This window comes from Sulfurimonas sp. (assembly GCF_047622445.1).
Taxonomy (GTDB): domain Bacteria; phylum Campylobacterota; class Campylobacteria; order Campylobacterales; family Sulfurimonadaceae; genus Sulfurimonas.
The window spans coordinates 1-20753 of record NZ_JBLHOE010000061.1; the positions used below are offsets into that span (position 1 = coordinate 1).

The following is a 20753-nucleotide window of genomic DNA, read 5'->3' on the forward strand; positions in this document are numbered from 1 at the left end:
TTTATTCAAAAACCTTTTAACTCAAAAGAGATGCTTGACCCACTTTATAAAGTATGCATGACTTTCCAATATGATGATTTACAATACTTCAAAGCTCTCACTCATGCATCTATTGTTTCTAAAACAGATACTGAGGGGATTATTACTTATGTAAATGATAACTTTTGTCGTATTACCGGTTATGCTCGCGAAGAGATGATAGGTCAGACCCACCGTATGTTTAAGTGTTCTGATAACCCTCCATCATTATATAAAGAGATGTGGGAAACGATTACATCTGGTGAAATTTGGAGAGGACGTATGACAAATATTACTAAAGACAGTGAACCGTTTTATTGTGAGTCTATCATCATTCCTCTCATCGGCCAAGATGGAAATATTAAAAATTATATTGCTATTCGTAACGATATAACTGATGTTCTTAAGCTTGAACATGAAATCGAAGTCAAGAAAAAATTTTTAGAAAAAGAAGAAGAGATTAAGATTGCGAAAAAATCTTTTTTAGTAGTTTTTACACATGAACTTAAAACTCCACTCAATGCAATTATAAACTTTACAAAATACATTAAGAAGCAGGTACAAACTCCTGAAAATATAAATCCCGAAAAATGTTCAAAGCTTTTAGATTCAGTTTTAAGTAATGCATTTGATATGCTTGATAATGTCACTCAGATTTTAGAAGTTTCAAAACTCAGTACAGGAAAATTAATATATTCATATTCACTCTTTAATGCGAATGAACTACTTTCTCATACAATTAAAAAATTTGATTCTCTCATAGATGCTAATAATATTAAGGTAACATTTATTAGTAATAAAGAAACATTTATCTACAGTGACGAACACCGTGTCAAGCAGATTATTTCAAATGTACTTTCTAATGCTATTAAATATGGAAAAGATGAAATAAAGATTACTATGTCTAGAGAAAGTGATCTTACTAAGATATCTATAGAAGATAATGGATTAGGAATAAAAAACAAAGAAGAAGTTTTTAATCTTTATTCACAAGAAGATGAGGTATTATTATCTAGACGAGGGCAGGGTACCGGGGTTGGTCTTTACTTCTTAAAGCTACTTTCTCAGGACTTGAAGATAGACTACAAAGTTGAAGACTCGGACTATGACACGGGTACTAAATTTACACTTATATTTAAAAATAGACGAAAGGACTAAGGTATGAAAATTTTAATTGTTGATGATATAGTAGATAACAGAACAACTATAGAACTTTTGTTGGAAGAGTTTGAGGATATAGAAACATCACAGGCTAAAAGCGGACAAGAAGCAATAGATATGTGTAAAAAAGAGCATTTTGATCTCATATTCATGGATATTATGATGCCAAACGTTGATGGGATTACTGCAACTAAGACTATTAAATCATTTGATTCAAATGTAATGATTCTAGCTCTAAGTGCACTCGATGATGAAGAGTCTAAACATAAGATGCTTGAGAGTGGTGCTGAAGACTATATGAGTAAACCTATCGAAGATGACCTCTTTCACCAACGTGTAAAGAATTATTTACAGATAGTTGAAGTACGTAAATTTGAACTTTCTAACTTAGAAGCAGTGAATGAGTTTAGCCAAGAGATATATTCAAGATCACTTAAGTTTAACATTTCATCTATACAGTCCCTTTCTCAGTTTTGGGATTATTATCTCAATGATTCTTCTTGCGATATAGAGAATTTGGAGGAGTGTATAAGAATGATTTATGCATACGGTCAAGTATCTTTAAAAAAGAATATTAATTTTTCCATTATCTCTGAAGAGAATGAGGAAAACCTTTATCTCACTTTAACACCATTAAATATTATAGATGAATTAGTCATACAACACACGCTTTTACATCACTATGCTAATGCAATCTTTATTTTAAACAACTCTAAACTATCTTTTCGTCTCTCCAAGAGAAAAAAAATAATAAAAGAAGAAGTAGAGAAACTAGACATTACAGATACACAAAAAGATATACTCTCAAAAACACACTTTAACAAGACTACAGCGCAACAATACATAGATAATACGGCTATTTCTCTTATAGATAAGATAGAAGAGCTTGAAAATATAGAAGATATGATTCAAGTTGCTACTATTTCATTTGAATCAGAAGCTACACAAGAATATTTAAATCAAATGACCCAGGGACTTGATACTTATATAGAAGTAATAGATCAGCTCATGGAGTTTGAACACTTTGCATTTGGACTTAATACTTTAAATGAGTATCTAAAAACATTAGATCTTGAACAAGTAGATGCTAAAGATCATAAAAAGTTTTCTATGCTGTTTGTACTCCTTATTGATGATATGTCTCAATGGAGAAATAATATATTTATTAAACAAGAGGCCAATGATGTTCATTATCTAGACTCCTCTCTATTGAGCTCATGTTTACAGCTGCAGTCTATTTTTGAGAAGAAAGAAGTAGTGCAAGATGATGAAGATGATTTTGAGTTATTTTAAAAAGATTTACAGTGTATTAATTATTATTTTAATTAATACACTGTTCTTGTTAAGTGTATATTTTATATTAAGTGACAAAGGTACTATGTGGGTATTGCCTCTTGTATTTATTTCAAATATTTTAGTCTTGAGTATTTACCTTCACTACAAACGTATTACTCAAAGGCTATTAAGTTCGATTAAAAAAAATGAACAAAGAGTTAAATATGCTATTGAAGCAACAAAAGATGGTTTTTGGGATTGGAACCTTAAAACCAATGAAGTTTATTATTCGCCTAGATGGAAAGAGATTTTAGGTTACAAAGATGATGAAATATCTAATGAATTTCAAAGTTGGGAAAATCTTATTCATCCGGATGATATTGAAAAAGCTAAAGAAGATATCTTAATTAACCATCAAGTACAGGGCATCTTATATGAAAATAAGCATCGACTTCAACACAAAGATGGACACTGGGTATTAGTACTTAATCGAGGACAGACTATTTTTGATGATGATGGAAATGCAATGCATATGACGGGTTTTCATACAGATGTAACTGAACAAGAAAGGGTAGAGGAGGAGCTTCTCACCTCCAAGCAACAGTTTGAACACTTTATGGAAAATATTCCTGGTATGGTGTCTATAAGAGATAATAGTATGGGTATTATTTATGCAAACAGCGCATTAACAGACTTCACCGGATTAGAAAATATAATAGGTAAGAGAGGCCATGAACTTATTTCTAAAAAGGCTTTTGAGCAAGGGAGTGCACTTGCAGCAGAGTCAAAAGACAAAGGTAATGCAGAAGCTATTATAAAATATACAGATTCTAAAAATAAGGATTATGTCTTTAGAGTAATGATGTTTGAAATTGGGAAAGAAGAAAACTCTCAAACAGGTACGATGTATTTTGATATTACAGATCAGTACAAAAATCAGCATGAAATAGCAAAATTCAAGCAAATACTTGAGAGTAGTCCGGTTTCTATTGTTATCACGGATGTTGATGGAAACATCGAGTATGTAAATCCATACTTTTGTAATTTATCTGGTTATTCTTTGGAAGACGTTATTGGGCATAATCCAAGAATACAAAAAAGCAAGTATCATACTGACGAAGATTATAAAAATCTTTGGGATAAGGTTAGCCACAATAAAGTTTGGTCTGGAACGTTTAAAAATATAAAGAAAAATGGTGATGAGTACTGGGAGTCTGCGATTATTGCACCTGTTATGAGTGAAACAGGTAAAATCATTAACTACATTGGAATTAAGCAAGAGATTACAGAGCAAGTTCACCTAAGAGAAGAGTTAGCAGACAAAGAAGAGATTATAATTGCTCAGTCACGCCATGCAGCAATGGGAGAGATGATTGGTATGATCGCTCATCAGTGGAGACAGCCTATCAGTGTGATTGCAATGGGAGCAAATAATTTACTTATAGATATTGACCTCAATGAAGTTAGCCAAGAGAACATCATTGAAGAGTCTCAGAGTATTATAAAACAAACAGAATATCTATCCAAAACTATTGATGATTTTAGAAACTTTTTTCGTCCTGATAAGGAAGTTGAAGAGGTAACAGTTGAAGAAATAGTTTATGAGAGTAAAAAGGTTATTGGTAAAAGCCTTGAGCATAAGCAGATTTTATTATCTATAAATAATGATACAAGTTATAGAGTCAAGACTTATTCTAGGGAATTGTTACAGGTTTTTATTAATCTATTTAAAAACGCTGGAGAAGTACTCTATGATAATAGAGAAACTGGACGTAAAATAGATGTCAATATAACTAATGATGAAGAATATGTCATTGTAAGAGTATGTGACAATGGTGGAGGTATAGATAACGCAATAATAAATAAAATCTTCAATCCATACTTCTCCACTAAAGATAAAAAAACTGGGACAGGTCTAGGACTCTATATGAGTAAAACTATCATTGAAAAGCATCTTAAAGGGAAAATTGAAGTCTCTAATACTGAAGATGGTGCTTGCTTTGAAATATCTATCCCGATTAAATGGAAAAAATAATGGATATTGATTTACTTAAACAGCTTGCAAAAGATATAACATTACTCTATGTAGAAGATGATGAGGACTTGAGAAATTCAGTTATAAGATACTTAAGCAAAATATTCCCTAACCTTAGCGTCGCTGAGAATGGTCAAGAAGGTTTGGATCTTTATCGTAAAAATCAATACGATATTGTCGTGTCAGATATAGAAATGCCTTTTATGAATGGTATCGAGATGGCAAAAGAAATTAAAGTGATTAATCCTTCTCAAGAGATTATAATTATCTCTGGGTATGGTGAAATATCCTATTTTATAAATAGTATCAGTATTGGTATTAGTGGGTATATAATGAAGCCTATTGATTATCTTAAAATGAACCAGAAGCTTTATGAGTCAAGTTTGAATGTCAATACTCGCAAAGAGAATATTGAATAGAAGGCTTATCTTCAAGAGACAGTTCAAAAACGGACAACTGAAGCACTACTTCTAAAAGAAGAACAAAACTTAAACTTTGAAATGACTTTAGAATCTTTTGTCTCCATACTTGAAAACCGAGATACATATACTGGAGGTCATTCACAGCGTGTTGCAAACTACAGTCGTATGATAGCCGAAGATATGAACTTCTCTAGTGCAGAATGTAAGCTCATATATCGTGCAGGAATTCTACACGATATTGGTAAAGTAACTACTCCAGACGCTATTTTACTTAAACCTGATAAATTGAGTGCTTTTGAGTACAATATAATAAAAAAACATGTAACGCAGAGCTATAATATTTTACTAAAAATTCCCATGTACAAAGATGTGGCTGAGATTATAATCTATCATCATGAACATTATGACGGTAATGGATATCCTAACGGTCTTAAAAATATAGAAATTCCTATTCTTGCGCACATAATGATTGTAGCAGATGCATTTGATGCTATGACTACAAATCGAATATATAAGGCTTCCAAAGACATTGGAGACGCTATTGAAGAACTCAAAAATCTCTCAGGTAAGCAGTTCCATCCAAAAGTTATTAAAAGTGTTCTAAGAATACTGTCTTCTGTTGCAATAGAAAAAACAATTAATCAGTTACCTAAAACAGAGCTAGAAAAAGAACGCTTTGCTTACTTTTACCGTGATCAGCTTACTAATGCGTATAATACTGATTATTTGAATTTTATTTTAAACCGTAATGTTTTTGATAAAGAGTATAAATCAATTGATACTCTTTATGTACATAATTTTAATCAGTACAATCAAAAATATAGTTGGGAGGAAGGAGATATACTTTTAAATAAAATATGTAATTATCTATGTGAGTGCTTTGCCTCATCGCTTATTTTTAGAGTACATGGTGATGATTTTATTGTTTTAAACAAAAGTAGTTCAGAAGTAGAACTTACTAAGAGCAGTTATTTAAAAGAGCTTGAAGAAAAATATACTATTAGTAGTACTACACATCATGTAGATTTAAGTACAAATGAAATACCAAATCTCAAAGTACTTGAGGCAATAATACTTTAAGTACTAGAAATTTGTAGATTAATGCTATATCCTATTTCAGGATTGTTAGTAATTAGGTTTGCAGGGAGTTTTCTTCTTAAACGTTTAAATAAACTTTTGATGGAGTCATCAGAAAATTCTTTTTCAACATCATCATAATGAATATGATTAAATATATCTACTGGGCTAAAGATATTGTTTTTATTTTTAATGAGAAGATCCATGATTTTTAGTTCTTTGTCAGTTAAGTTTATTTTCTCAGAATCCAAAAAAAGTGCTTTAAGCAGTCCATCATAAAAATATCCTTCTCTGAGGTAAACTAAATGCTCCTCTTTAAAACTAGTACACACTTCATTTAAAATACTAAACATTTGTTTGGTATTTAATGGTTTTTGCATAAACCCTTGAACTCCCATGTTGATTAAATCAATAAGGTATTTTTTATCACTGTAAGCAGAAATAACAATAATTTTTTGCTTTTTATTTATATCAAATATAGCTTTACTCATAGCAATACCATCAAGATTTGGCATATGTATGTCACTTACTATAATGTCATAATAGGCATTGTTGTCTAAAAAGAAGTTATTATAAAGCTCAAGACCTTCTTTACCATCAACCGCTAAATCTACGACTTTAAATAACTTAGAAAAAGTACGTGCTGTACTTTTACGAAGGTCATTATCATCTTCTACATAGAGTATTGATAGGTTTTTAGATATATTTTTTAAAGTTTGAAAACTCAAAAGTAACTCCAAAGGATTGATTTTTGAAAAATTATGACATAAACAACATTAAATCCTTCATTATTCCTTATTCTCTAAAAAGCGGAGTATATCTGCTGGAAGTGCTTGAAGAGAATCTTGTTTAATTACCCCACCAATCTCTTGTGCAACCTTTGGCATTCCATAGACAACACAACTTTTTCTGTCTTGTCCAAAAGTCATTGCACCTGCTTTTCGCATGTTTAATAAACCTTTTGCCCCATCTGCGCCCATACCAGTTAATATAACGCCAATGGCATTGGCACCTGCTGTTTTTGATACAGAGTTAAACATTACATCAACAGAAGGACGATGTCCTGAAATTTTTTGACCTCCACCTAGTTGAACAAAATACCTGTGACCTGATCTTCTTAGAACCATGTGTTTGTCTCCCGGAGCAAGAAGAACTTCACCGATGTTAACAGTATCTCCATCTTTGGCTTCTCTCACATCCATCTGGCATATTCCATCCAAACGTTCGGCAAATTGTTTTGTAAAGTCCGAAGGCATATGTTGCACTATCAACATTCCTGGAGTGTTTCTTGGAAATTGAGTTAAAAATTCTTTGAGTGCCTCAACACCTCCAGTTGATGAACCTACGGCTATCAACTTTTGGGTAGTTTCTAAAAGAGCGCTTTTATAGTGAAGCTGTTTTATTAGCTCAGTACTAGATCGTTTTTGTACTTTGGCATTGGCAGCACTTTTGACTTTTTGCAAAAGTTCTTCTTGTATTTCGTTTGAGCTGTTATAAATATTTGAGTGAGGTTTAGCAATAAAGTCAACAGCCCCGGCTTCTAGTGCATCAAGTGTAGTCTGTGCACCTTTTTGAGTTAATGAGGAGACCATAACAACGGGAATAGGCATATGAAGCATTAGTTTTTTTAAAAAAGTTATGCCATCCATTCGTGGCATTTCTACATCTAAACAGACAACATCCGGACGATTTTTTACAATTTTATCACGGGCAATGTAAGCATCTGGAGCAGTATCAATACTTTGGATATCACTATCACTTTGTAAAATCTCACTGAGAATTGCTCTTGCCGTAGCGCTGTCATCTACAATTAAAACTTTAATGCCCATGTTATTTACTCATTACCACTTTTAATGTATTTTAAAAATATTTTTCCTGTATCACTTCGCATCATAATTCTTCTTCCTTTATCTCCACCAACATCTTGTGCAACTATAGGAATACTATACTCTCTCAAAATTTCTTTTGCTATTAAAATATTTTTGCGTCCTATCATCATGTCCTCTGAAGAAACATCAATAACATTAGCACCACCAAAAATTTTAGCTTCCATATTGTTAACATCACAACCAATATTTACCATACTCTCAATCAGGCGAGGAATAGATATATTCCCATATTTAGGACTTTGAAGGCCATTTTCATTCCATAATGGTACCAAATAATGATTCATTCCACCCATTTGAGTGATACTGTCATACAAGCATACTGCAACGCATGAACCAAGTATAGTGCTTATTTCAGTCGGTCTTGCTCCAATATTGATCTCTCCAACATGGATGAATTTTCTTGTATACATTTAAAATTCAACCATGCCATCACTATCATCAAACATGAATTCATTGGAGCCAAATCCAGTTGATAAGTCTACCTTAGTTTCATCAATCTTTTTAACTGTAACAATAAAGATAGTTTTCCCATCTCTTGCTATATTATCAATAGTTCCATCAAGTGCTTCAACCATTCCTCTCACTACACTCAAACCAAGTCCAAGCCCTGCCGTGGCTCTTGTTTTACCGGTTTCAAAATGGGCAAAACGATTGTAAATTTGTTTCGTATGCTCGGCATATACACCTTCGCCCTCATCCTGAACCTCTATGGTATAGTTTGTTTCATCGCATAGCAGAGTTACAAAAACTTTAGCATCTGGATATGAGTACTCACAAGCATTTGAGATTAAATTTAACAGTATGATATCTAGCTTTTGTGAATCTGCAATAATCTTTTCATCACACTTACTTACATACTCAAGTGTTAATGATTTTTCTTCAATTATAGAAGAAAAGTACGCAACTGTTTCATCAAAAATGGTTTTAATCTCAACAACTGAATAATCATTTGCAATTTCACCTGCTTCAATTTCTGAAGCTGAGAAAATATTTTTCAGACTAAAATCAAGTTTCAGAAGTTCTCTTTTCATCATGTCAGAGAGAGTTGATATTTTTGCATCATCTGATTTTTTGATCATCATGTTTACAATGTTGAGTAAAGATGACATGGGATTGTTAAACTCATTTTTTATAAGAGATAAAAATTGACTTTTAACTTCTTGGGAGTCTTGGTTTTTTTCATTTAAAGTAAGAAGTTTTTTTGTCATAAACTCCATTTCTGCGATTGAAGCTTGTTTCTCTTCAAAACGGCGACTTATTTCTTTTAGTAAGTTTTCATCAGTTACTTGAGACATTTCCATTATAGTTCCTTAGCTTAGTTTATATATTGATGGAGCAGATAATTTGTATTTAGCATTTTTATTGTGAATAGACTCTGAGTGACCGATAAATAGTCTAGACTTTTCTTTAAGTAATTTAGAATACTGCTCTAAGAGTTGATTTTGAGTAGGTCTGTCAAAGTAGATCATTACATTACGACAAAAGATGAGATCAAATTTATTTTTAAACATGGAGAAATTACCGGTCACAAGATTAAATGATCTAAAAATTATATGTTCTTTTAGTTCATCTTTTATGACAAAAGATTGAACACCATCACTATTTTTAAAAATATTAAAATATTTCAATATTATATTTTTTGGCATATTCTCAATATCTCTTTGTGTGTAAATACCTTTCATTGCTTTTACTAAAATATCTTCGGAAATGTCAGTAGCTAAAATTTTAACATCCCATTGGTGAAAATTACTTAGATGTTCTTTTAAAAAGATAATAATACTATATGGTTCTTGTCCGCTAGAACATGCAGCAGACCAGATGCGTATGCGTTTATTTGGTATATCAAAGAGTTCTTGAATATTTTCTTGAAGATAAATCCACTGATTTTCTTCTCTAAAAAAAGAAGTTACATTCGTCGTGATAGCATTTACTAAAAGCATTAGCATATGAGAACTCTTGTCATTACATATCTTTTCATAAAGTTCTTTATAACTATTTAACTCAAACTCATTTAACCATTTTCTCAGACGAGACTGTACGAGAGTTCGTTTATGTTCTGCAAGAGAGATGCCAATTTCATCATAAATCAACTTTTGAAACATTCTAAATTCAGCGATGGAAAGTATATGTTCTTGACTCAATTTATTAAATTCCTTTGCATTGTCATTTTTTAGAATCTTCATTATAAATGAGACAATACTACTTTTTTGTACATCTTATTTTATTGTTCTATATGAAGATATTATACATTTTTGGAGTGGCACTAAAGTGTCAATGCTATCAAATAAAAATGGATAATATAAATATAAGATTTCTAAATTAAGTTATTTATCTATTGTAATAGTTATCCCACCTACAACAGGATATGCATGAAAGCCACTAGGTTGATCTATATTTTGCCATGTATCACAAACTTTTTTTGCCTATTCTCTGTATAACAATAGTTGATGAAACACTTGTCTCATCTAAAAACTCCTTATCAATTCTATACCGTATATCATAGTTTAGATTGTGTATTAAGCAGCCAATTTTTTAATTAAGTCTGATTTGCTAAAAGGAAGGTACCGGTAGGTAAATAAATTTTTATTTAAGTCATCTTTTAAATAATGTTGCTACAATCCCTAAAGTAATATTATAAGGAATATTTATGAAAAAACTCAATACACTCATCTTGACTTTGTTTATATCTTTGGGCGTTAATGCTGATATTGTCAAAAACTCTGCAAACATTATAAAAGATACAAAAACAAACTATCTATGGCAAGATACAAAAGATGTCTCAACAACAAAAAGAAATTTTGAAGATGCAGTTGGTTATTGTGAAAACTTAGAACTTGACGGACATAAATCTTGGAAATTACCCGGTTTTATGGAACTATTTTCAATTGTGGATACTAAGGTGTATAAACCTACTATTTCAGAAAATTTCAAATTTGTTGTATCTGATAACTACTGGTCATCCAAGACCTTTGGACATGCAGCCAGTAAGGAAGCTTTTGTAATAAACTTTTTATCGGGTGCATTTAACAGAGAAAAAATGGATAAAGTATTTTACGTAAGATGTTATAAAAAGAGTAACTAACTAAAAGTAAAAGAGAAGGGAATTCGTCCACTCCAACAGATGCTTTTTGTGTATTTATTTATATTTAGTAGGAATTTTTCTATGTTGATGAGGACTTCTAAGCTATGCAGTTGTAAAAAAAGTTATGTAATTAAGAGATTATGGGGTAACCCCGACCCCTGAAAGTATATTTAATTGAAGAAGAACCTATCTTCTAAAAACAAATGATAATTACATTATGTCATACTTTTAGGCATCTATATTATTTTATACTACACTCCAAAAATGAATACAAAAATACTATTAGAAGAAATCAGCAACAAGTGTTCTTCTCAACTTACTAAATACAAATACAACAAAGGTTTGAATATTTCTGAGAAGTATAGAAAAGGAAAAATTACTTCCTATCAATATACATTAGATTTAATCTATCACTTTTTCGAAAAAGATAGGTTGCTGAAAATCGAGTTTGAAAATATTTTAACTTCCCAAATGAGTAATATTTCTGATTTAAAAGATGGAGATTATAAAGATGGAGTTATTGAGGTTTTAAGCCAAGTTAAAACTCAGCTCAATAAAAAGTAATAGTAATAACTACTTATTGTACTCCTGCAATAATATCCATACTTTAAAACTATGGATAAGACCCACAAAGAAGGGTAAAGAATAGATTAACGACGACAACATCCTTTATTTGAGATAATAATATCTCTTTAAACTCTTCTTTCCAGTGTTTATCTTTTTGGTAGAAGTGAAAATTCAAATTAGAAGTTTATCAGTTAGTACCTTTTATAATTCTCTAATATGTTTAATAATCATTTTGTGTTAATATTAATAGGGAAAATAAATGCATGAAATAGATTTAAATAATAAAGCAAATGAAATTAAAAATGATACGTCCTTATCAAATGGAGAAAAGTTCGACAAACTTACTTCTTTATATGGTGTAGCGGGTTATGTTATTAAATACAGAAAAGACAATCAAATACAATTAGTTAAAAAAAAGGAATTTAGTATCGTATGGAGTATCATCTGGTTTCTTCTATGGATATTTCCTTTTGTAATTTATCTACTTTATTACCTATCTAAATCTGATATAGTTATCACAATAACTCTACCTACAGAGAAGGAAGAAGTAATAAATGCAAACAAACCTGCAACCACAAGTGTGGCAGATGAAATTAAGAAGTTGTCAGATTTATTAAAAGAAAGTCTGATTACTGAAGAAGAATTTGCAATTCAAAAAGCAAAGATTTTTTCAAAGTAGATTCTTGGTGTGATATTAGTTTTAGATAGTTCTATTAGTGCTTATATGTTTAGGCTTTAATCCAACATTTTTAAAAAACTTCTTTGTATCCTAACTCATTCGTAGTGGTTACTTTACATCTGTGCTTATTCGTTTGTCTATCGCTTCCACTTAATACAAAATATTATTCTTAATTGTAAAGAAGTCTTTTATTTGTGTAGTAGATAAATCAGATTTAAAGTAATATCTTTTAGAATAATCCCTACTTTTGGCTAAAAAACACTTGAAAAGTAGGGATTTATGTAGTTATTTGTAGTTTGTTATAGATATATCAACCCATTAATCTATTAATATCATTAAATAATCCTAGTCCCATAAGAGAAAAGAGAGCTACCCATCCGGCAATTGTGAGTTTGATGAGAACTGCTTCACTTGGAGCACGTCTTGTTATCATTTCGTAAAGATTAAACATAATGTGTCCACCATCGAGGGCTGGGATAGGGAGTAGATTTAAGACACCTAAGTTTACTGAGATGAGTGCTGCGAAAAACAAGACACTCATCCAACCAGCATCAGTTGCATCAGCAGTAATTTTTACGATACTTATGACCCCACCTAACTCCTTGGCCGGTACTTCACCAAGAATAAGCTTTTTAACACCGGTAAATATCATAGTAGAAGCAAATATAGTCTGCTCGGTTGCATAAGCGAAGGTCTCAGTAAATCCAAGGTCGAGTTTATGCGTTACTCCTGCACTTCCTATCCCTATCATCTTTTTCTTGATTGTTTCACCGTATATATTTTGTGCATCTTCTAGTTTAGGTGTTAAGGTTTTCATCTCTACAAAACCGTCTCTAAGTATCTCAAGATTTAAACTCTCCTCAGATGAAGAGATGATTTTAGCCATTTCTTTCCACGTTGTAATACCAACACCATTAATAGATCGGATAGTATCGTTTGTCTCAAGACCTGCTACAAAAGCCGGTGAATTATCGACAACTTTACCGATTATGGGGGAAAGAACCATTGGGCTTCCCAGTCCGATGAAAAGATAAAGAACAAATGCTAAGACAAAATTTGCAGCCGGACCAGCAAGAAGAATAAAGATTCTTTGTGCTGGAGTTTTTGTGTTATAGCTATCATCATCAAGACTAACTTGACTAGGGTCGGAATCGTTCTGACCTTTCATCTTAACATAGCCACCAAGTGGAATCATCGCTATACGCCATTCTGTTCCAAACTTTTGAAAAGAAGCTATTTTTTTACCAAAACCAATACTGAAAACTTCTACATACACTCCCATTAAACGAGCAGCCATATAATGACCAAGCTCGTGAAAAAATATAAGTGCCGAGAGGACTAAAAGTGAAACTATCATACCCATTATTTGTTTTCCTTGTTTGTATCTGATGTGAGGGCTTGTTTAAATCCCCAAAGATATTCTAAGCCAGAGTATACAGTAAGAAAAACTGCAAACCATAAAAGCTCAGTTGCTAATGGCCAATGCATAAGTAAAAAGCCTATAGCTATCATTTGCGCAACGGTTTTTATTTTTCCAGCCCATGAGGCTTTAACAGCTAAACCTTCACTCACAGCTACTGTACGAAGTCCTGTAATAAACAACTCCCGAACTACGATGATGTAAATTGCCCATGCACTTGCTTCACCTATCATCATTAAACCTAAAAATGCGGCGAGAGTAAGCATTTTATCAGCAAGTGGATCTAAAATCGCACCAAGCATTGTCATTTGATTCCATTGTCTTGCTATGTATCCATCAAAAAAATCTGTTGCTGAAGCGAGAACAAAAAGTAAAGATGCAAAGTAGTAGTTCCAAGATACATGGAATCCATTATCAGTAAATACTTGTGGATTTAGTATAATCCAAAACATAAACGGAGCGATAAGTATACGAATGGAGGCTAGTGCGTTAGGTAGGTTTAACAAAAATATCCTTGTATTATATATGATGAAATTTTAACTTTTTGGCTCTTAATTTAGGCTTGGGGAAATGAGATATAACTTTGTGTAAAGATCTGAATGTATACTGTTATTGAGTTATTAAAGGAACAAACCTGAAACTAAAATGCGATCAAATTTTTCTCCAATTATTCCTAAGGTATCTCTTGCTTGAATAATTTTTGCCATTTGAAATTTATACTTTTCTAAATTATAGTTTCCAAACTTTACAAGTTCTTTTATCCTTTCCCTACCAATGACAGAACCATCTTTACCTACAATATAACTTAGAATTGCTGTGCTCCAGCCTGAACCACTTCCGATATCTAAAATTGAATCCCCTTCTTTTGGTTCTAACATTTCTAGCATCATGGCCACTGTAGTTGGTTGAGAAATTGTTTGCCCATAACCAATAGAAAGAGGGTAATCTTCATAAACATCTGAAGCATTTGGGTCTAAAGCAAAATCCACGCTATCTATAGATTCAAAAGCTTCAATAATATTACTTGAATGTATCGTCCCAGTGCTTATAAGATGTTTGATTAATCCATATTTAGAATTCATAAACTACTCCCCCATAATGATTATATTATATCAAAACAATTTAGATACAATAATGATAGAAAGTAGACTTAATTGTTAAGGAGGGTAAGATGTCTCAAAATGCATGGTTAAGTAAAAAACTAAAAAATTCTAAAATCTTATGTGAAGCATGTTCGAAAGCTTGTGTTCTTAGTGAAGATGAATATGGTATTTGCGGTGTTAGAAAAGTAGAAGACGGGCAGTTAAAACTTCTTGTTTATGGACTTGCTGCAGCTGCAAATATTGACCCTGTAGAGAAAAAGCCAATGTTTCATTTTTTACCTCAAAGTAAAGCCTTTTCTCTTGGTACAGTTGGATGTAACTTCTCTTGTAAGTTTTGTCAAAATCATGATATCTCTCAATATCCAAAAGAGAACAATCATGAAATTGTAGGCCGTGAATTTCCCCCTGAACATATAGTAAAACTTGCCCTTGAACATGGGTGTGATTCAATTGCTTATACCTACAATGAACCAATTGTTTTTTTTGAGTACACGTATGACACAGCAAAGCTAGCACATGAAAAAGGTTTAAAAAATATCTATGTCACGAGTGGCTATGAAACCCATAAGGCAATAGATTTACTTGAACCATACATAGATGGGATGAATATAGATATTAAATCATTTTCAAATGAATTTTATAAAGAGATTTGTGGTGCAAGATTAAAGCCAGTACTTGAAACGGTGAAGTATGCACATGAAAAAGGGATTTGGGTAGAGATAACTACACTCTTAATTCAAGGAAAAAATGATTCTGATGAAGAGATAAGGGAGATCGCAAAGTTTATAGCAAGTGTTGATAAATCTATACCTTGGCATCTCTCAGCATTTCACCCAATGTATAAAATGCTTGATATTCCACGTACCCCTGAGTCTACACTGCTACGTGCATATAAAATAGGTCAAGAAGAGGGTTTAAAGTATCTATATATAGGAAATATTGACAATGAAGATCATGAATCAACATACTGCCCAAATTGTAAAAAGAGAGTTGTTGATAGAAGCGGAAATATTGGACAGTATGTTATTAATAAACTTAGAGATAATGGTGTATGTCCTCTTTGTAACTATGAGCTTGAAGGAGTATGGAAATAATGATTATTGGAATCCAAAAGAGGTAAAAACTGATGAATTTAGAGTTGGTGTTACACCATCTAATGTAAAAGAGTTAGTTGAAGATGGACATAGTGTGATTGTAGAAAAGTTTGCAGGAGAAGGGAGTGGTTTTAGTGATGATGCATATCTTAGCGTAGGTGCGAAGTTAGTTGAAAATGCAAAAGCAGTATATGATGAGGCCATATTAATTGTAAAAGTGGACGTAATGAAAAATATGTGAGGCTGAGCTAGCATTCAAATTACAGTATATTGGTAGTAAACAAAGGTTTATCTACAAATGCCTGTAAAGAAACTAAAAAAGATGTCCAGAATGTCAGAATTTAAATACTAAAAAGAATGGTAAATTTAGAGGGATACAAAGATATAAATGGTTGAATAGTAATATACAATTTTCATCGGATAGAAAACCTGAAAAACTACAAAAAATCATCTTCAACCAGTACTTTTACAATAAGCAAACTCTTAAACAGCTATCAAGTAAATATAAACGTAGTATTCCATGGGTACGTAAACAAATTTATGAATACGAACCAACATATAATACATTCATTCCGAGAGCAGTAACAATAGTCGCTGATGCTACTTTTTTTGGAAAAAGAAAAGATAAGTTTGGAGTATTAGTTTTTAAAGATGTACTAACAAATAGAATACTGATCTGGAAACATATTGAATCTGAAAAACTGATAGAGTATATTTATCTAAAAGATGAATTAATCAGTAAAGGGTTTACAATCAACGGTATTACTGTAGATGGTAAGAGAGGCTTATTTAGAGCTTTAGAAGAATTTCCAGTACAAATGTGTCACTTTCATCAAAAGATAATTATACATAGGTATTTAACTAGAAGACCTAAGCTTGAAGCTTCTAAAGAGTTAAAGAAAATTGTGTCCAGATTAACTACAACAACTGAACTTAGATCTAAAAATAAACTAGATAAATGGAATGAAGTACATAATGAGTTTATCAATGAAAAAAGTATAAATTCAATAACAGGAAAAAATAATTTACACATAGAAAACTTGTATCGGCATATCGAAGTTTACAAAAGAATTTACCATACTTATTTATATATAGAATTACTCCAAAGTTACAAATTCCAAATACAACTAATGAATTAGACGGTGGAGTATTTACTCAATTTAAAAAACTCATTAAGTTACATCAAGGAATAACTAAAAGTTTAAAAACAAAACTTATAGATGAGTTCTTAGTAAATTATAATAAAAAAGAATGATTTAGCCTCTTAATCTAGGCTTGACTTGGATACTAAACTTTTTTTCTATTTTATCTCTTTATAAACTACTCTATCTCTACCCTTTTCTTTGGCTTCATATAAATTAGCATCTGTGAATCTGTATAGCTCGAGTGTGTCTATGTTATGATATGAGAGTATTTTTGTTGCTCCACATGAGATAGTTAGAAGTAATGAAGGATGGTTTACTTTGTGAGATATTCTTAAATTTTTTATATCTTGAAGGATATTTTCAAATTTCTTTTGATTTATATCTTCTTGTTCCTGTGTAGACTGAAATATAAGGGCAAATTCTTCTCCACCGATACGAAAAGCGTAATCACCAGCTCTTCTTGTGTGATGTTGTAAAACGTCAGATACAAGAGATATCGCAATATCCCCTAATTGATGCCCATAGATATCATTGTATTTTTTAAAGTTATCTATATCCAACATGGCATAGATAAAAGGTAGTTCAGTTCTTTTGGCTCTGTTGAACTCTTGAAAAAAAATATCATCAAAATGTCTTCGATTATATAAACCACTAAGTGAATCAGTTATGGAAAGAGTACGTAGTTGTCTTTCTTTTTCTTCGAGTATTTTAGTATATTTGTTAAGTGTGTAATGGCGATAGGCAAGTAAGGATGTTATGAAGAGTAGGAAAGCCATGAGCTCAAAAAATAACTCATAATCAAAACCAGACTCATACTGCACGCTGATCCATTTGTTAATTATTTCTCTATATTGTTCATTTTTTATAGAAGATATAGCTTTGTTAAAAATGGAAAGTAAAACTAAATCATCATTTCGCACTCCAATGCCCCAATTCCACTGCTCATCAAACTTACCTGCTATCTTTAGTTCACCAATATAATCTTTTTGAATTGCATAGCCAGATGTTATGAGGTTATCTACATAACCAAATATTTCACCACGTCTGACAGCTTCAAGTCCATCCTTTAAAGTATTGAATTCAATTAGATTTGAGTTAGGGTATTTCATTTTTAAAATCTGGATAAAAGCATAATCTTTTGTTATACCTAGCGGTTGTTTCGTCAAACTTCTTGGGTCGTCTAAAAATGGCTTTGTGATTTGTGTAATTATTACTAGCTCTGATGTCAGGTAAGGTTTTGTAAAATTCATATAACCAAGTCTTTCTGGCGTGCTCATAGCCAAAGAAAATATATCACACTTTCTTGCTTTAGCAAACTCTATTGATTGTGTCCATGTTGCGGTTGGAATAAGTACTATAGGAGTATTGATTTTTTTGGAAAAGAGTCTAAAATGCTCTTCTGTCATACCTATATGTTTTGCATTTTCTATTTTTTCAAATGGCATCCAGTCTGGATCGATACACATTGTAATCTCTTTTTTTTCTTTTAAGTAAGCTTTTTCCTCGTCACTAAAAATTGGTTCGGGCATAATGCTATCAACATTTGCAAAGACAAGTATGTTGATAATTAAAAGAGACAGTAAATATCGCATGATATACCCCTTATCTCTCATTATACTGACTTTACAATAATTTTTCTTTTAATTACTATTTATAAGTAGTTGTTTATATATGAATGAATGCTTTCAATGGCACTCATTATTTTTTTGAGTATACTTATGACACTGCAAAATTAGTTCAAGAAAAAGGGCTAAAATATTTATGTCACTAGTGATTATTCATTTGAAGGAGTATGGAAATAATGATTATAGGAATCCCAAAGGAAGTTAAAACTGACGAATTTAGAGTTGCTGCTACACCATTGAATATAGCACAACTTATAAAAGATGGGCATAGTGTAGTTGTGGAAAAATCCGCTGGTAAAGGAAGTGGGTTTAGTGATGATTTATATATGCAAGCGGGTGCAAAAATAGTTGATAATGCCAGTGCTGTATATTCACAAGCTACTTTAATTGTCAAAGTGAAAGAGCCTCAAAAATCTGAATATGAACTTTTAAATGAGAAGCACACACTCTTTTGTTATCTTCACCTAGCTCCTTTAAAAGATTTAACTGCTACATTAGTTGAAAAAGGATTATGTGCTATCGCGTATGAAACGGTAGCATATGGGGATGAACTACCATTACTTAAACCAATGAGTGAAATAGCAGGAAAGATGGCTCCTACAGTAGCCGCTCATCATCTCAGTAGATACCAGGGTGGTGAAGGTATTTTGATTAGTGGTGCTTCTGGAGTGGAAGCGGCAAATATTTTAGTGATAGGAGCGGGAAATGCTGGAGCAGGGGCTACTGAAATTGCTTATGGTTTAGGTGCTAATGTTACAGTTATAAATCGCTCATCTCCTAAACTTGAAAACCTTAAACAGCTGTTTCCTAACATACATACTGAAATTTATACACCTACTACACTAGAAGAGCTTATTCAAAGCGCAGATGTTGTAATAGGTACGGTTCTTATCCATGGTGGAGATTCAACGCCAAAACTTATAAGTAAAAAGATGTTGCAGCAAATGAAAAAGGGGAGTGTCTTGGTTGATATTACTATCGATCAAGGGGGTATATCTGAGAGTTCACGTCCAACTACACATACGAACCCTATTTTTGTAGATGAGGGTGTAATTCATTATTGTGTAGCAAATATGCCTGGGGCTTATCCTAAAACTGCAACTATCGCTTTGACTAACAGCACATTTGAGTATGTCAAAAAATTAGCAAACTTAGGGACTCTCCAAGCTCTTAGAAATGATGCATCTCTTAGAAAGGGAGTTAATGTATATAAAAACTCTCTTACTAATGCTGCAGTTGCAAAAGTATTTGGTTTGACATATAAAGAGATAGAACCTTTACTGGATTCAGAAGATTAAATGTATATATTTTGTAAAATGTATAAAAATAATTTTAGGAGAGACAGATGAATAAAACAATAATACATATAGTGCTTTTTCTTTCATTTTTTATAACTTTTACTGCATGTGCAAAAAAACCTCAAGAGCCGTATTTTGACAGAGCTAAAAGTGCCTCACAACAAGCTCATAATGAACTAAAAAGAGATTAATGCAAGCTATATGTCCATTGTGCTCGACTCTAAGTGAAGTTTTTTTTACTAACGTTGATGTATATTATAAATGCGAAACTTGTCATTCTATTTTTCTTGATGAAAAAGCTCAGCCAAACGAAGTAGATGAAAAGAAAAGATATGAATTACATGATGACGATACAAATGACGGCGGATATCGAAAATTTATTTCTCCTATAACTTCATCGATTATGAAAGATTTTAAAGTTGAAGATGAAGGCTTAGACTTTGGTGCTGGAAACTCTGCAATTATCTCTGTTATTTTAGAAGAGTCTGGTTACAACACGACTAAATATGATCCTTATTTTCATAATTTTCCAGAATTATTAGAAAAAAAATACGATTATATATCTTCGTGTGAAGTAATTGAACATTTCTACAACCCACATAAAGAGTTTAAACTTTTAAAGAGTATGTTAAAAGAAGGCTCAAAACTTTACCTAATGACTGAAGTTTACAATGATGAAATAAATTTTGCCTCTTGGTACTATAAGAATGATCCTACCCATGTCTTTTTTTATTCAGAAAAAACTTTCCAATGGATAAAAAATGAGTTTGGATTTTCTTCGCTCAAGATAGATAAAAAATTGATTATCTATGATAATTAAAAAATATATTTACATAGCGGATAATAAAAAATCTAAAAATAAA

23 protein-coding genes are annotated in these 20753 nt (G+C 31.8%); 14 read left to right on the forward strand and 9 right to left on the reverse strand.

Going from position 1 to position 20753, the window contains the following annotated elements:
• The 5 genes from ACI9TV_RS12500 to ACI9TV_RS12520 form a co-directional block, all read left to right on the forward strand.
• The coding region (locus ACI9TV_RS12500) for a PAS domain-containing protein (RefSeq protein ID WP_415251145.1) at window positions 1-1176 on the forward strand (1176 nt) is incomplete at its 5' end.
• Between the two features lie 3 nt (window positions 1177-1179).
• Window positions 1180-2472: a response regulator transcription factor gene (locus ACI9TV_RS12505; RefSeq protein WP_415251146.1), complete on the forward strand. Its 1293-nt coding sequence runs from the start codon at window positions 1180-1182 to the stop codon at window positions 2470-2472.
• 46 nt (window positions 2473-2518) lie between these two features.
• Complete coding sequence (locus tag ACI9TV_RS12510; RefSeq protein WP_415251147.1) at window positions 2519-4489, forward strand: PAS domain S-box protein; 1971 nt, start codon at window positions 2519-2521, stop codon at window positions 4487-4489.
• On the forward strand, window positions 4477-4908 hold the full coding sequence (locus ACI9TV_RS12515) for a response regulator transcription factor (RefSeq protein WP_415251148.1): 432 nt from the start codon (window positions 4477-4479) through the stop codon (window positions 4906-4908). Before ACI9TV_RS12510 ends, ACI9TV_RS12515 begins: the two co-directional genes overlap by 13 nt.
• Before the next feature lie 81 nt (window positions 4909-4989).
• Entirely contained in the window at window positions 4990-5991 is a 1002-nt protein-coding gene (locus ACI9TV_RS12520) for an HD domain-containing phosphohydrolase (protein WP_415251149.1), read from the forward strand.
• Here the strand turns inward: ACI9TV_RS12520 and ACI9TV_RS12525 are convergent.
• The 5 genes from ACI9TV_RS12525 to ACI9TV_RS12545 are packed head-to-tail and all read right to left on the reverse strand — an operon-like array spanning window position 5988 to window position 10018.
• Window positions 5988-6716: a response regulator transcription factor gene (locus ACI9TV_RS12525; protein WP_415251150.1), complete on the reverse strand. Its 729-nt coding sequence runs from the start codon at window positions 6714-6716 to the stop codon at window positions 5988-5990. The two genes, ACI9TV_RS12520 and ACI9TV_RS12525, sit on opposite strands and share 4 nt — an antisense overlap.
• Window positions 6717-6776: 60 nt before the next feature.
• Window positions 6777-7817, reverse strand: a complete 1041-nt coding sequence (locus tag ACI9TV_RS12530; protein ID WP_415251151.1) for a protein-glutamate methylesterase/protein-glutamine glutaminase — start codon at window positions 7815-7817, stop codon at window positions 6777-6779.
• 5 nt (window positions 7818-7822) lie between these two features.
• Window positions 7823-8287 carry a chemotaxis protein CheD gene (locus ACI9TV_RS12535; protein ID WP_415251152.1) on the reverse strand — a complete coding sequence of 155 codons (465 nt, stop codon included), beginning with the start codon at window positions 8285-8287 and terminating at the stop codon, window positions 7823-7825.
• Window positions 8288-9178 (reverse strand): sensor histidine kinase, encoded by an 891-nt coding sequence (locus ACI9TV_RS12540; RefSeq protein WP_415251153.1) that lies wholly within the window; start codon window positions 9176-9178, stop codon window positions 8288-8290.
• Between the two features lie 9 nt (window positions 9179-9187).
• Window positions 9188-10018, reverse strand: a complete 831-nt coding sequence (locus ACI9TV_RS12545; protein ID WP_415251154.1) for a CheR family methyltransferase — start codon at window positions 10016-10018, stop codon at window positions 9188-9190.
• Window positions 10019-10524: 506 nt separating this feature from the next.
• Between ACI9TV_RS12545 and ACI9TV_RS12550 the strand changes: the two genes are divergently transcribed.
• The 3 genes from ACI9TV_RS12550 to ACI9TV_RS12560 all read left to right on the forward strand — a co-directional run bounded on the left by ACI9TV_RS12550 (window position 10525) and on the right by ACI9TV_RS12560 (window position 12205).
• On the forward strand, window positions 10525-10959 hold the full coding sequence (locus tag ACI9TV_RS12550; RefSeq protein ID WP_415251155.1) for a DUF1566 domain-containing protein: 435 nt from the start codon (window positions 10525-10527) through the stop codon (window positions 10957-10959).
• Window positions 10960-11223: 264 nt separating this feature from the next.
• Window positions 11224-11523 (forward strand): hypothetical protein, encoded by a 300-nt coding sequence (locus ACI9TV_RS12555; protein WP_415251156.1) that lies wholly within the window; start codon window positions 11224-11226, stop codon window positions 11521-11523.
• 262 nt (window positions 11524-11785) lie between these two features.
• Window positions 11786-12205: an SHOCT domain-containing protein gene (locus ACI9TV_RS12560; RefSeq protein WP_415251157.1), complete on the forward strand. Its 420-nt coding sequence runs from the start codon at window positions 11786-11788 to the stop codon at window positions 12203-12205.
• A 310-nt stretch (window positions 12206-12515) separates the two neighbouring features.
• Here ACI9TV_RS12560 and rseP read toward each other — a convergent pair whose 3' ends face one another.
• From rseP to ACI9TV_RS12575, 3 genes are all read right to left on the reverse strand, one after another.
• On the reverse strand, window positions 12516-13568 hold the full coding sequence (rseP, locus tag ACI9TV_RS12565; RefSeq protein ID WP_415251158.1) for an RIP metalloprotease RseP: 1053 nt from the start codon (window positions 13566-13568) through the stop codon (window positions 12516-12518).
• Window positions 13568-14131, reverse strand: a complete 564-nt coding sequence (gene pgsA, locus ACI9TV_RS12570; RefSeq protein ID WP_415251159.1) for a CDP-diacylglycerol--glycerol-3-phosphate 3-phosphatidyltransferase — start codon at window positions 14129-14131, stop codon at window positions 13568-13570. Before pgsA ends, rseP begins: the two co-directional genes overlap by 1 nt.
• A gap of 114 nt (window positions 14132-14245) precedes the next feature.
• Window positions 14246-14707, reverse strand: a complete 462-nt coding sequence (locus tag ACI9TV_RS12575) for an L-isoaspartyl protein carboxyl methyltransferase (protein WP_415251160.1) — start codon at window positions 14705-14707, stop codon at window positions 14246-14248.
• 89 nt (window positions 14708-14796) lie between these two features.
• Between ACI9TV_RS12575 and amrS the strand changes: the two genes are divergently transcribed.
• The 3 genes from amrS to ACI9TV_RS12590 all read left to right on the forward strand — a co-directional run bounded on the left by amrS (window position 14797) and on the right by ACI9TV_RS12590 (window position 16961).
• Complete coding sequence (gene amrS, locus ACI9TV_RS12580; RefSeq protein ID WP_415251161.1) at window positions 14797-15822, forward strand: AmmeMemoRadiSam system radical SAM enzyme; 1026 nt, start codon at window positions 14797-14799, stop codon at window positions 15820-15822.
• The gene (locus ACI9TV_RS12585; protein WP_415251162.1) at window positions 15803-16063 is read left to right on the forward strand and encodes a hypothetical protein; all 261 of its coding nucleotides are present in this window, start codon (window positions 15803-15805) and stop codon (window positions 16061-16063) included. Before amrS ends, ACI9TV_RS12585 begins: the two co-directional genes overlap by 20 nt.
• 133 nt (window positions 16064-16196) lie before the next feature.
• On the forward strand, window positions 16197-16961 hold the full coding sequence (locus ACI9TV_RS12590) for an IS256 family transposase, variant Zn-binding type (RefSeq protein ID WP_415251167.1): 765 nt from the start codon (window positions 16197-16199) through the stop codon (window positions 16959-16961).
• 161 nt (window positions 16962-17122) lie between these two features.
• Here the strand turns inward: ACI9TV_RS12590 and ACI9TV_RS12595 are convergent, their stop codons facing one another.
• Window positions 17123-18559, reverse strand: coding sequence for a diguanylate cyclase (locus tag ACI9TV_RS12595; protein ID WP_415251163.1), 1437 nt, complete (start codon window positions 18557-18559; stop codon window positions 17123-17125).
• 209 nt (window positions 18560-18768) lie between these two features.
• On the opposite strand from ACI9TV_RS12595, the gene ald reads away from it, so the two are divergent.
• Genes ald through ACI9TV_RS12610 form a run of 3 tightly spaced genes read left to right on the forward strand, consistent with a single transcriptional unit; the run spans window position 18769 to window position 20710 of the window.
• Window positions 18769-19890 (forward strand): alanine dehydrogenase, encoded by a 1122-nt coding sequence (gene ald / locus ACI9TV_RS12600; RefSeq protein ID WP_415251164.1) that lies wholly within the window; start codon window positions 18769-18771, stop codon window positions 19888-19890.
• Between the two features lie 47 nt (window positions 19891-19937).
• Entirely contained in the window at window positions 19938-20081 is a 144-nt protein-coding gene (locus ACI9TV_RS12605) for a hypothetical protein (protein ID WP_415251165.1), read from the forward strand.
• Complete coding sequence (locus tag ACI9TV_RS12610; protein WP_415251166.1) at window positions 20081-20710, forward strand: class I SAM-dependent methyltransferase; 630 nt, start codon at window positions 20081-20083, stop codon at window positions 20708-20710. The genes ACI9TV_RS12605 and ACI9TV_RS12610 overlap by 1 nt, the downstream gene beginning before the upstream one ends.
• Window positions 20711-20753 lie beyond the last annotated feature (43 nt).